This is a genomic window from Gracilibacillus alcaliphilus (genome assembly GCF_016909015.1).
GTDB classification, from domain to species: Bacteria; Bacillota; Bacilli; order Bacillales; family Amphibacillaceae; genus Gracilibacillus; species Gracilibacillus alcaliphilus.
Genome location: NZ_JAFBFA010000009.1, coordinates 42860 through 55834, shown reverse-complemented (window position 1 = coordinate 55834; position 12975 = coordinate 42860). Strand labels below are relative to the sequence as shown.

Below are 12975 nucleotides of genomic sequence, written 5' to 3'. Positions count from 1 at the left end.
TTCATTTCGCAGGAGGAGTGGGTGTTATGTTAGTGGAAATGAAGCACATTTACAAATCATTTGCCAACAATCATGTGCTGAAGGATGTATCTTTGAGGATAAATGAAGGAGAGATCTGCGCCTTGCTTGGTGAGAATGGAGCAGGGAAATCAACCTTAATGAATATACTGGGAGGAATTCATCAGCCAGATAAAGGGGATATCTATTTAGATGGCAACAAGGTGGTGTTTGATGGACCGGCACATCCAATTAATTTGGGAATTTGCTTTATTCACCAAGAATTGAATCTTATTAATGATCTGCCTATTTATGAGAATATTTTCTTGGAATCAGAATATAAAAGTGGTTTTCGTAGGGTCAAGCATACCTATATGATCCAAGAGACACAGAAGATCTTTGAACGTATGGGAGTAGACCTCGATCCCCGAACATTGGTAAAAAACTTGGATTCATCCTATAAACAAATCATTGAGATCTGTCGGGCCGTAATTATGGAGGCATCGGTCATTATTATGGATGAACCTACCACTTCACTGACTGATTCCGAAATTGAGCGAGTATTTGCGATGATGGAGCGTTTAAAGGAACAGAATGTCGGAATTATTTTTATTTCTCATAAATTAAAGGAAGTAATGGAAGTTTGTGACCGCTATACAGTGCTTCGAGATGGGAAAATGGTCTCGGAAGGACAAGTAGCAGATGTGACAACGAAGGACTTGGCACGATATATGGTTGGCTATGATGTACGAACAGATAAGTTAGTGCGGGAACGGGAAAAGGGGGCTGAAGTACTTCGGGCAGAACAGCTGACTTGTGAACAGAAATTTAGGGACATCTCCTTTTCTGTTTATGAGGGAGAGGTAGTTGGTTTTACTGGTTTATTAGGAGATGGCAGGAGTGAATTGTTTCAAACGATTTTTGGAGCGGATAAAATCACTTCCGGCAAACTCTATCTTCATGACAAAGAAGTAAAGATACGATCCACTATGGATGCTATCAAGCATGGAATTGGCTATTTGCCAAGAAATCGCAAAGAGAATGCCATTATTAAAGATATGGATATTGTAGAAAACAGTGCGATTGCCTCATGGGAAAAGTATGCCAGATGGGGGATTATTCAACATGCGGTACATAAAGAGAAATTGTCGGAACTCCAAAAAACATTAAAGATACGGATGGGGAATTATTCGAATAATATCACAAGTTTGTCTGGAGGCAATCAGCAGAAAGTTGTTTTGGCAAAATGGCTGTCTACTAATCCCAAGGTGTTGGTTCTTGATAATCCAACCCAAGGAGTGGACGTCGGTGCCAAAGAAGATATCTATGATATTATTTTGCGATTAGCTGATGAGGGAATCGCTGTTATTATCCTTTCTAGTGAGGCTACAGAAATATTACGGTTATGTAATCGGACATATGTCATGTATCATGGTCATTTGCAAGGTGAATTAACTGGAGAGGAAATGAATGAACAAACGATGATGGAATTAGCCACGGGCGGCGCTGCCTCCATTTCTGTTTCATAAGGAATAAAACAACTATGCTGTTATTGACAGTTTTTCATTCTAACGAGCTGATTAGTGTTTGTCATTTTTCACTTGTTGAACATAGTAAAATGTGAGCGGAGAACTTATGGATTATGCCATGAAGATAAAAAATAACGAGAAAAGGGGCAGGATGGATGACAGAACAGAATACAAATGTTATGGTGCGGTTCCTTACTTGGTTTAAGCATAATTGGTCTAATAGCCCTTTATTTAGTATCTTTATTGCTTTGATTGTAATGGTTATATTGCAGACAATCGTCTTGGGGTTTGATTATCCAACATTTGGCGATTGGTTTCAATCATGGATCAATAACTGGCTCAATATCCTCCGAAATAATGCAAGTATTGCGATTGTTGCCTTAGGCATGACTTTTGTTATTATGACAGGTGGTATTGATTTAGCTGTTGGTGCTACACTGGTAACGACTGGTGCGCTTGCGATGACTTTGCTGGATGCAACAGGCAACGGTCTCTTAGCCTCGATGGGGATTACTGGATGGGGAGCAATTGTTATTACGATTATAGTGGTGATTGCCTTTGGGTATCTATTAGGTGCACTGATCGGGGTTACCGTATCTAGAGGAATGGTGCCCCCGTTTATTGCTACATTAGGTGCGATGATGGTATTTCGAAGTGTGACCCAGCATTATATGCAAGGCGCCTCGCCAAGGGTACCATCTGAATTTCTGTTAATCTCTAATCTCAAGATTGGCGATTATATGATTATGCCGATTATTTATTGGCTGGTTATTGCAGCTATTATGTATTATATATCGAAACACACCACCTTCGGACGCCAGATTATTGCCGTTGGCTCTAATGAGAGGGCAGCCAGACTTTCTGGAATTAATGTGAAAAAAGTAAAGTTCTGGGTCTATGCTTTGTCTGGTGTGTTGGTAGCTATTGCCGCAATTATTCAAGTCTCTCGCATTGGTTCCATGGACTTTGCTGGATCTGGCCGGGGGATGGAGATGGATGCCATTGCCGCCGCTGTAGTGGGCGGCACCAGTATGATGGGCGGACGAGGTTTTATCTTAGGTACTGTGTACGGCATGTTGATTATCGCTGTTTTGAATAATCTATTAAATCTATTTGGTGTACCGCCTCTCCTTCGTGATGCCTTTAAAGGAGCGATTGTTATCGCTGCGGTACTGCTTCAAAGAAAAGAACAGACTTCTTAAGCCAAGGGCTCGTACCTTAGAGGCTGATTTGACTGGTGTTATAAAGGGGAATAAGGGGCTGTTGCACAATGGAAATTACATGGTGTGACAGTCCCTCTTTTTAAGTGCAAAACTTATTCTTTTCAAATGGTGAAAAGGGGGGATGTATGGTCATTCCATCCTTTTCAAGCTATGATTCTGGCTATTGAAGCCAATTGAGAAAGTTGGGAAAAGGATGTCTTATGTGAATGCCCTTTCTCATCACTAGCAATAATCAAAAGGAGCCATCCATCATACAAAAAAGCTGTTACAAAATGCAGCATGTACATTGTGCAACAATTTTTTTGTGTTCTAAGAAAATCTCGTCTATTCCAGCTTTTTGATCGCTCGGTATACATTTTCTGTATTGTGTCCAGATGTACATTCTACCAACTGATGATAATTTTCCGTATATGGGTCGGGCTGCTCGATCGTATAATTTTGGATGATGGCCTCATGGAGCGAATCATCTATTTGATACACCACATCACCAAAGCGATTATCCATCTGTAAGATATTTGGTGCCCCATATTCATTCTCTGCCAGCTCTTTATCGCCCCAGAAGTAGATAATATTGCTGCCGCCTGCAAAGGCATAATAACAAATCGAGGAATAATCGGTAATCACAACTTTAGATCGCAACAGCGCCTCTTTTATATCCCCTTCATAAATAAATCTCTCAATGGCTTCATACACATCCGCAAATTGATGTTCAATTAATAGTTTAGCCTTTGGATGTAAGATGAGGTTGACTTGAATGGATTGATAAAAGTCATGAGCTTGAATTAATTTCAAAAACTGCAGATATCGATCAATATAGGAGTCCTTTTCAATTTTACCTGTTACATCCCATGGCCTCCATGTTAGGAGAAAGCTGATTTCCTGCTTTTTTCTATTCTGATCATGGACATACAAATCAAGATTAGGCGTCCCCTCTTGAATTAATTGTTCTCTTTCATATTTGGGATATTTCATAAAATAAGCACTTTCCATCGCAGAATTAGTAACAATATAATCAGGGGCAATCGGAACTTTGCGATTATAATAACCACGCTCAAACACATTAGTAGCAAGTGATACACCATGCTGCAAGAAAATTTTCTTGTTGGTACGAAGTATGACTTCCTTAATATATTTACTGTTGTCATAGAGATTGCGCATAATGTGTGTAGGTAAATCCGATGAAATCAGTTTATCGGCATGAAAAATATAATAAAAGGCCTTCACGGAATTATGAGCGACAACACTGTCTTTGCCGTATTGAGCTTGTAATGCTTGAAATCGTTTGTGTGCGGCATTCAAAATATAGACAGCTTTTTTATCGTGTTGCGACTTGGCATATTTAAATACTTCGAATGCCGATTCACTCGCACCATTAGCAAATTTCTCAAAATAGATATCTAATTTTTTCTTTTTACCAAACAGAGAAAGGAATTTCGCCCATATTTCTTTGATCGGTATGTTTTTGTTTAGATAATCGCTTATAACTAATACGTATTGTCCAGTGATCGATTTGCGTAAAAAGGCCTGGATGATGTTTTTTTCTAAAGTGTAACGTCTGGAACTATAAAGGTAATGGTTTTTGTCATAGGAATCATAGCCATTCTGTTTAAGCGGATAATAGTAATATAATCCATCGAACGTTTTTGCTTTGATATACATAGGATTATTGATTTCACTTGTATCTTTGTATTTCTGCAGGACGTCTGACAATTTCAGACGGCAAAAACCTAATTGCGTAAGCAGGATCAATTTGTTGGTTCTCTCTGCTGCCAGCTTGCGTACAGCGCGTGGCAGAAAATACTTAAAATCATAGGCTAAGCTTTTGTCGTAGCCAACTGCCAACTTTACTTCTGACATATTGGCATAGCGAAAGCGAAGCGCCCCTATCAGGTAAAGAGAGGTCGAAAATCCAAAGGTAAACATCCGATGTGCAGGTGTTGATTCGGCTTTTTCTAACACCTTTACATCGGATAATATACGATGCTCTCTCATGATCATAAACGAAAGCCTGCCCGAAGGATCCCAATAAATCACGACATGTGTATTGTGTAAGAAGGGATTTGGGTATTTTTCCAAGATTTCAATATCATCATTCTGTTTATTAGCATCAACCACTATTTTCCCTTGCCTGTAAACATAGAACTTCTTGAAAGGCATCCGGCGATTACTGTTTATCAAGGATATTCTATTAAAATCTTCTAAATCATCTTTTAAAAATAGATATTTTCCTCTTTTGTTCACGATGGATTCCAAGGTATACAATCTCCTTTGTTGTATTCCATTCTATTGACGTGTCATTTATCACCCGTCAAAACAACCTCTTTCACTGAGGAGCCAACCAGATCAGCTCGTCAGAAATGAAAGAGGTGTATGTAGTCTTGCATCATACCTAAAAATAGTTTTTCCGACAACGTGCTGAACTATTCATTTATGGATGACATAGATTGGGAATTATCTCAAAAAAAGTAGTAATAACAGGACAAATGTCTTGAATAACAACAGGGTGGATATATGTACCAACTTTTTATGAGAATGGACATGCTTTGTGTTGCATAATAAAAATAAACAAGGATAAGGTAATATATCATTGATCCTTTATTTAGAGAGTAAAGGTAACGGGGGGGAAGTGAGGGCAAATATGTCTAGGGGGGAGTGAACAAATAAGAAGAAGCACCGCTATAGTCACACATTAAGGAAATACCGTTCCCAAAGTTTTTCTGCTGGATCGTAAAATAACCTAATCGCATGGCTTCTACACTGGCATAAAAAGATCGTATATCAATGCATAAGACATTATGCCGAGAAAAAGAGAGTAGTCCATCTCCCTTCTAACAGCCAATTTCAAATAAGCTATATTAACAAAGCCCAGCGAAAAGCCGCTTTTATATCTTTTTTGTGCGCATAGCAAAAGGCGGCAGAAAGTGAAGCACACTTCTGAAGTGACTCACACTTTTCTAAACTTTAAAACAGCATTGACGGAATTCGTCAGTGCTGTTTTAAAATCAGATATTGAATATAGTTACACTCTCAGCAATTCGTGCATTCTCTGTTAATCCCTCGTCGGTTACAGGGCCTTCTACCTTGATTCTCTCTCCCAACGGCCCGTAGATTTCTTGTATCTCATCAGGCTGCCTTATTGCATTGAAGCTGGAGTATACTTCATATTCTCCCTCGTCATATTCAGAGATGTCTATTTTAATTGTAAAGGTCCCATCCTGTACTTCGGTCTCTCCTATCTCCATCATTTCCATCACTTCATAATTGGTAACGTTATAGCGAATAAGGGCACCATTCTCTAAATTTGTCGTACCTTCTACAATTGCTGTGGAGCCGTGAATACTCACGTCAGTATCATATTCAAGCTCAATCTCAGGTACTATTTCGTCCTCGTTTTCTGTGGTATCAGGTGTCTGCTGTCCAGAACTATTTGCTTTCTTCCCATTGCTACAAGCAGCAACAAGCAGAAGAAGGCCAATACCTACTAGCCATAACATACTTCTCCTCACATGAATAACTCCCTTTCTCATTAATATATTGATAAAAATTCTATTTTAGATAACATGATAAAGCTAAGCTTTAATCATTATGGAAGAAGCATATAAGGAAGTCAACCATATTTCCAATAATCTTCAAAAAATAGAAATGCTTTAGGCGGAATAAATTAAAAGTTTCACACTTATTTCAATTCTGAAATAGTATCATCTATAATTGATTTGATAGAAAAAAGCGGATTGTCATATCATAGCTTCCTTCTTTATCAGATATTGGAATAACTGCTAAATGATATGGTTAGGATGCCCAAAAAGTGAGCAACTCTAAATTCTATAAATCTGGCATACATTTTATATCAAGAAATGAAAGCACTATCATGTATCAGTATCATTTATTTTCGCAAAGGAGTCCATCATATGAAACAATTACTAAATCCATCGAAAAAATATTCTTTGGCCAGACGGATCTTTATTACTTGTATGTTGATTATCCTTATTCCAGCTTTCCTGATAGGTGGTTATGGATATTATACATATATGAACAATATTGAGAAATTAACCATCCGATATTCTGAACAGATTCTTTTTCCGCTAAAACAACAGATTGAGAATACATTTGAACAGTATGAATCTTCGATTGTTCCTGTCTGGCTTGATCAAGGATTACAGGAATTAATCAGAATTCCAGGTGAAGATTGGGGCCAATATCCAAGAAAAATGATCGATGTGAAAAGGAATATTAATGATATCTTTGGCTGGCAGCAACATATCAGGGGGGTGCTTGTCCTTACCAAGCTGGATGGAATATTATCCAGCGGAACGTCTTATTCTATGGATCCAGACTATCATTTTGCGAATGAACCATTTATAGAACGGTCACAAAAGATGAATCAGCCATTTATTTACGGCCCTGCCTACCAAACATATGGCGGTGATCAATTCGTCTTTTCTATTGTTCGTCCATTATGGATAATGCCCTCTTATCAGTGGGAGGGTGTGATAAAAGTAGATATTCATTCTGATGAAATATTTAAGCGTTTTCAATCAGTGGAAATAGGAGATAGTGGCGAGGTAATGGCCTTTGACAGCCAGCATAAGATTGTTTATCATCCAGATCAGCAGCTTATTGGCGACCATGCAGAGTTTGACTTTATTGAACAGATCGATATCAATAAGTCAAAAGGAGAGTTTTATGTAAATAGAGATGGAGTCGAAACACTGGTAGTGTACGAGAACTCGGAGTACTTGAATTGGACCTTTATCGGAATTGTCCCTAAACAAGAAATAAACGAAGGGGCGATTAGTTTAATGAAGGTAGTATTTATGATTAGTATCATTACCTTAATGATTCTGCTGGTGATTTATTGGAATGTTTCTTATGCTACTTTAAAACCAATACATAATATTAATCATGCTATCAAAAAATTGGGAAGCGGTGATTTTACCAGTACATTACAAGATGCGAAGATCATTGAACTGGAGCCCATTGTGAATCAATATAATCGAACGGTAGAGCGGCTGAATCAATTAACGTTCACGCTTTATCTTTCCATCAATAAACAACATCAATTAGAAATTCAAACAAGGGAACACCAATTACTGCAGCAAGAAGCTTTATTAAGACAAAGAGAGGCGGAGCTTGGTCAGTTAGAAGCTCAAATTAATCCTCATTTTTTGAATAATACGCTTTCTAGCATTCAAAGTTTAGCTGAGTTAGAAGAGTTGGAAAAAATTGATCGGGCGGTATATTTATTATCGCAATTACTATCCTATTCTGTAAAATCAACGACGTCCAAAATCAGCCTGAGTGAAGAGCTGGAGCATATTGACATCTTTATCGATATTCAGAAAATTCGTCATGAAGATACGTTTCGGGTGAACTGGGATATTGATGAAGCCTTATATGATTGGAAAATTAATCGGTTAATGCTCCAGCCCATAGTAGAGAATGCCTTTCTCCATGGGATAGAACCGAAAGAAGAGCCTGGGCTGATCCATATATCCATTAAAAAATATGATACAGATGTGGAAATTATTGTAGAAGATAACGGGATAGGTATGAGTCAGCAACAACTCAAAAATCTAAGAGGTTTTGTAGCTTATATCAAACATAACCCGGTTATGTTCGGTCAAGACAGTAAACAAGTACGTCTATCAGGCATCAAGAATATTATTAAACGGTTTATGTTGATTTACGGCAGCAGATGCCAGATCACGATCGATAGTAAAGAAGACCAAGGGACAAAAATAACCATTCATATCCAAGATGAGGTGGAGCATGATGATTAAAACATTAATAGTCGAAGATGAACGTTTGTTTCGTGAGGCATTAAAACGGAAAATTGAGCGGTTTAAGGATTTTCAAGTGGTGGCTGTTGCACGAAACGGGAAGGAAGCAAGAATAGCCTTTGATAAAAATCGTCCAGACGTCATCTTTACAGATGTCAAGATGCCTGGCCAAGATGGATTAGAATTTATTGAATCCATCCTGTATAACCGCCGGAAAAAAGTGGTTGTGATCTATGTGAGCGGTTATCCTAATTTTGAATATGTACGCAGAGCGATGAAATTGAAAGCTTTTGATTATTTAACAAAGCCGATCGATGAAGAAGAGTTGCGTATGACTATCCATAGAATCCGGGAAGAGCTGAATGTGTCTGGCTTTGTAACAGATCTAGCAAGGGGAACGGAAGCAGAGGATAAAATTGACTTAGCTAAGAATTGGGTAGATTTACATCTGAGTGATGCCACCTTATCCAGTGTTGCAAATTATGTCCAGATGAATCCTAGTTCATTTAGCAGAAAATTTAAACAACAGACAGGCAATACCTTTATTCATTATCTAACGAAAACCAGAATAGAAAGGGCGTGTGAACTGTTAAAGAATCCAATATATCAAATCAATGAAATTAGCAATACGGTTGGCTATAGTGATTATCAGCATTTTTATCGTCTTTTTAAAAAGGAATTAGGTGTTTCGCCGGAAAGATACCGAGAGAATTTACAAAAGAATTTGTAAATGCAAAAAAACACCTATGGATTGCAAACTTTGACTTCATTGTTAAGTAAACGCTTTCAATATAGTATGTAATTATTAACTATTCTAAGGGGGAATAAACAGTGAAGAAACTAGTTGCAATTCTTTTGGTATGTTTATTTTTATTAGCCGCTTGTTCCAGTGGAGCCAGTAATAATGAGAACAGCGGAGACGAGGATAAGGTAACCATATCGTTATTTTCATCTCATGGACAATTTAATAAAGGCAACTTTGGTGAACGGATGGTAGAGGAATTTATGGAGGCGAATCCGGATATCCATGTGGAGATATCTTATGCCCATGGTAGCAATTATAATGATACATTATTAGCTTTAGCTTCATCTGGTGACTTGCCTGATGTTATTCAGCCTACCGGTAATTTTTCCTTAATTGATTTAATCGAAAATGATTGGGTCCAGCCGCTTGATGATTATGTGAGGGACGGCTTTAGGGATGACTTTCCGGACTCTGCTTTTGCCGAAGGGATTAATATTATTGGTGATGACACGTATACATTCCCGCGTATTGTGGCGAAAAGGGGATCTGCTTTATATTATCATACGGATTTAATGGAGGAAGCAGGTTTAGATCCTAATGCGCCACCTCAAACATGGGATGAATTATTAGAAATGTCAAAACAGATTACCGAGAATGTGGATGGAGCATATGGATTTGCAGTGCCATTAAATGAAGATTTTCCACATGTGATTCTTCTTGCACAGGCGATGCAGCCGACTTTAGATACCAATGGTTTTGACCATCAAAAAGGGGCATATGATTTAGATTCGCCCCATGTTATCGAGGCGATGGAATTTCTCTTAAAGATGCGTGATGAAGGTGTGATCCATCCTAATTCGCCTACACAAGAATTATTAGATTACCAAGGATTGTGGGCTAACAAACAAGCTGCTTTCGGCTTTAATGGCCATCATTTTGTCCGCGTTAATGAATTTGAATTAGATGGGGTAGAGGATTATAATGTTGCACCGATTCCAGTACTAGAAGAGGAAATGCAACATAGCCAATTGTCATTAGGTGCCGATTTTAATGCTTATATTTCGTCTACCACAGAGCATCCAGAGGCAGCAGGGAAACTGATCGATTGGTTTAGTTCTCAAGAATTTTATGAGAGGCAGCAAGCAGAAGATTTATTGCTTTCCCCGCTTGACAGTAACTTAGATGAAATCGACAATGAGCAATTGAAAAACTTAGCTAACGTGTTTGAAGAGACTGTTGTTGCTCGTCCAGTATTTGAACAAGATGAGGCTGCTTTTAAAGTCAAACAAGAAGAAGCAGCTCTTTCGGAACCGCAGAAATTCTGGCAGGTTGTCCAAGGGGCCTATATTGGTGAAATTGATGATTGGCAGTCCGAATTAACCAAAATAAATGATGCCTATAATGAACGGTTTCAGCAGGCGATAGAGAATGTCCAAGCGGAAGGGGAAAACGTTTCTCAAGATAATTTCACATTCCCAGATTTTGATGGAACAAAAGATTACCTTGTCGAATAATGCCATGAGCTTAATTCCTGCAGGGGTTAAGCTCATGATCTCAGATTTTATGATAAGGAGGAACAGCTATGGAGGTTGTAAGTACAGCAAAACGATCTGCAAAAAAGAAGCATATCTCCACCATCAGAAGAAGAGAAGTGATGTGGTGTTATATCTTTTTATTTCCGCAATTAGTAATCTACTTGGCATTTACTTTATGGCCGATTATTGCTAGTTATTATTTTGGTTTCTTTAATTGGAATGGAACAGGCTGGCCGACCCATTTTATCGGATTTCAAAATTTTGTCGAGGTGTTACAAGATTCTTATTTTTGGGGAGCATTTAAGAATAGTTTTATTTATACCATTGGTTTGGTTGTTATCGTGGTCCCGACTTCGTTAATTGTAGCGATTATATTAAATAGTCCCAAATTGAAGTTTGCCACTTTCTTTCGGTCGATGTTTTTCCTGCCAGTTGTATTAACCATGGCAATTGTCGGTATTATTATGAAGAATATCTTTGCATTTGAAGGTGGCTTCTTAAATGAGGTGCTGCTGAATATTGGAGTGATTCAAGAGCCGATTAACTGGCTGGGTAATACTGCATTTGCAATGGTGGCCTTGATTTTGGTCGGTGTTTGGAAAGGGTTCGGTATTAAAGTGATTTACTGGCTGGCAGGCCTGCAAACATTGCCGAAGGATTTATATGAAGCAGCACGAGTAGATGGAGCTGGTATTGTGCAGCAGTTTATCTATATCACCCTGCCGCTTTTGATTCCTTTTCTGGTGGTGATTACCTTTTTCCAAACGGTATGGGCCTTTAATGTCTTTGATTTAGTCAAGACCTTTACCAATGGCGGGCCATATTTTGGTACAGATGTAGTCCCGTTATATATTTATCGGTATGCATTTGAAATAGAAGGCGGATTCCCGCGGATGGGATTTGCTTCAGCAGCAGGGATTATATATGGTTTTGCGACAATGATTATCTCTATTATACTGGGCATTTTGGTACGAAAGTTTGGCAGTACAAAGACCACATAAAGGGGGGTGTGACATGAACAAAAGAATGATAAAGATTATCTTACATCTGTTATTTTTGGTGATTACACTAATTTGGGTTTATCCATTGATCTGGACTATCACATCGTCTTTTAAGACAAACCGGGAAATGTTCTCTGGATCTACTTCTTTATTGCCAAACAGTGCGAACTGGAGTGATTTTCTACCATGGAACTGGGGGAATGTTATCGAGAACATGAATTTTTCGAATTATGTTAATGCATGGGAATTGGCTAATTTTAGCGGTTATTTTTTCAATACAGTTGTGTTTACTGTGTCCGTTGTGCTGATTGTGTTAGTCTTATGTTGTATGACAGGCTATGTGTTAGGGAGATACACCTTTCCTGGCAAGACGGTTATTATGGCGGCAATTGTAGCAACGATGTTTATCCCTGCCGGTTATACTATCATCCCGCTTTGGCAGTTAATTAATGCTCTGGGGATAGGCGGTTCGATGAGCGGCTTGGTGCTAGCCGAGTCTGGAGGGACACATGTGTTGTATATTTTACTGTTTGCTGCTTATTTCAGAGGACTGCCAAAGGAATTGGAAGAAGCGGGGAAAATGGATGGTGCAGGCTTTATGCGGACTTTCTTGATCATTATGCTACCTCTGGCGAAGCCTGTGATTGCCTCCACTTTTATTCTGCAGTTTATTCAAACTTGGAATAGTTTCTTCATTCCACTGGTTTTTACCATTCATCGGCCTGATTTACGGACATTAGGAGTTGGTATGTATTCCTTTGTCGAGGATAATTCAGCTGATTTAGTCGGGATGGCAGCAGGTGCGACGATTTCTTTTATCCCTATTTTACTGGTTTTCTTATTTTTCCAGCGTTATTTTGTAGATGGTGTTGCTGGTGCGGTAAAAGGTTAAATATAAAGAATGTTCAAAAAGGCCAATAAAAATGACACGTCGAATGTAGGAATTAGCTTGCTTTTCCGTTCCTTAAAAAAAGAAGACCACTTTTTCTACGGGCAAGATCGTCTGCTCATGTATTAATGGCATATATAAAAAAACGTTCTGCACCTGCGTCTTCAAGTGAATGCTGAGAAGCAAAATTCCTCGGTGCAAGCCAGCGAAGCAGTGGTTTCGCTGAAGTCGGCTCGCTATTCAAAGCTGCGCTGCCTCGAACTTTCGACGCACATG

General features: G+C 38.7%; 9 protein-coding genes. 7 read left to right on the top strand and 2 right to left on the bottom strand.

All coding sequences use genetic code 11. From position 1 onward, the window contains the following. Positions 1 to 26 precede the first annotated feature (26 nt). Positions 27 to 1526, top strand: coding sequence for a sugar ABC transporter ATP-binding protein (locus JOD18_RS08935; RefSeq protein WP_204668609.1), 1500 nt, complete (start codon positions 27 to 29; stop codon positions 1524 to 1526). A gap of 155 nt (positions 1527 to 1681) precedes the next feature. Next, positions 1682 to 2728 (top strand): ABC transporter permease, encoded by a 1047-nt coding sequence (locus JOD18_RS08930; RefSeq protein WP_204668608.1) that lies wholly within the window; start codon positions 1682 to 1684, stop codon positions 2726 to 2728. A gap of 345 nt (positions 2729 to 3073) precedes the next feature. Here the strand turns inward: JOD18_RS08930 and JOD18_RS08925 are convergent, their stop codons facing one another. Further along, positions 3074 to 5002 (bottom strand): CDP-glycerol glycerophosphotransferase family protein, encoded by a 1929-nt coding sequence (locus tag JOD18_RS08925; protein WP_239588014.1) that lies wholly within the window; start codon positions 5000 to 5002, stop codon positions 3074 to 3076. 749 nt (positions 5003 to 5751) lie between these two features. After that, positions 5752 to 6255, bottom strand: a complete 504-nt coding sequence (locus JOD18_RS08920) for a hypothetical protein (protein ID WP_204668607.1) — start codon at positions 6253 to 6255, stop codon at positions 5752 to 5754. A 402-nt stretch (positions 6256 to 6657) separates the two neighbouring features. On the opposite strand from JOD18_RS08920, the gene JOD18_RS08915 reads away from it, so the two are divergent. The 5 genes from JOD18_RS08915 to JOD18_RS08895 all read left to right on the top strand — a co-directional run bounded on the left by JOD18_RS08915 (position 6658) and on the right by JOD18_RS08895 (position 12702). Beyond that, positions 6658 to 8529 carry a cache domain-containing sensor histidine kinase gene (locus JOD18_RS08915; RefSeq protein ID WP_204668606.1) on the top strand — a complete coding sequence of 624 codons (1872 nt, stop codon included), beginning with the start codon at positions 6658 to 6660 and terminating at the stop codon, positions 8527 to 8529. After that, complete coding sequence (locus JOD18_RS08910) at positions 8522 to 9259, top strand: response regulator transcription factor (RefSeq protein ID WP_204668605.1); 738 nt, start codon at positions 8522 to 8524, stop codon at positions 9257 to 9259. Before JOD18_RS08915 ends, JOD18_RS08910 begins: the two co-directional genes overlap by 8 nt. Before the next feature lie 101 nt (positions 9260 to 9360). Beyond that, positions 9361 to 10788 (top strand): extracellular solute-binding protein, encoded by a 1428-nt coding sequence (locus tag JOD18_RS08905; RefSeq protein ID WP_204668604.1) that lies wholly within the window; start codon positions 9361 to 9363, stop codon positions 10786 to 10788. A 68-nt stretch (positions 10789 to 10856) separates the two neighbouring features. After that, complete coding sequence (locus tag JOD18_RS08900; protein ID WP_204668603.1) at positions 10857 to 11810, top strand: carbohydrate ABC transporter permease; 954 nt, start codon at positions 10857 to 10859, stop codon at positions 11808 to 11810. Between the two features lie 13 nt (positions 11811 to 11823). Beyond that, positions 11824 to 12702 carry a carbohydrate ABC transporter permease gene (locus JOD18_RS08895; protein ID WP_204668602.1) on the top strand — a complete coding sequence of 293 codons (879 nt, stop codon included), beginning with the start codon at positions 11824 to 11826 and terminating at the stop codon, positions 12700 to 12702. The last annotated feature ends 273 nt before the right edge of the window (positions 12703 to 12975 follow it).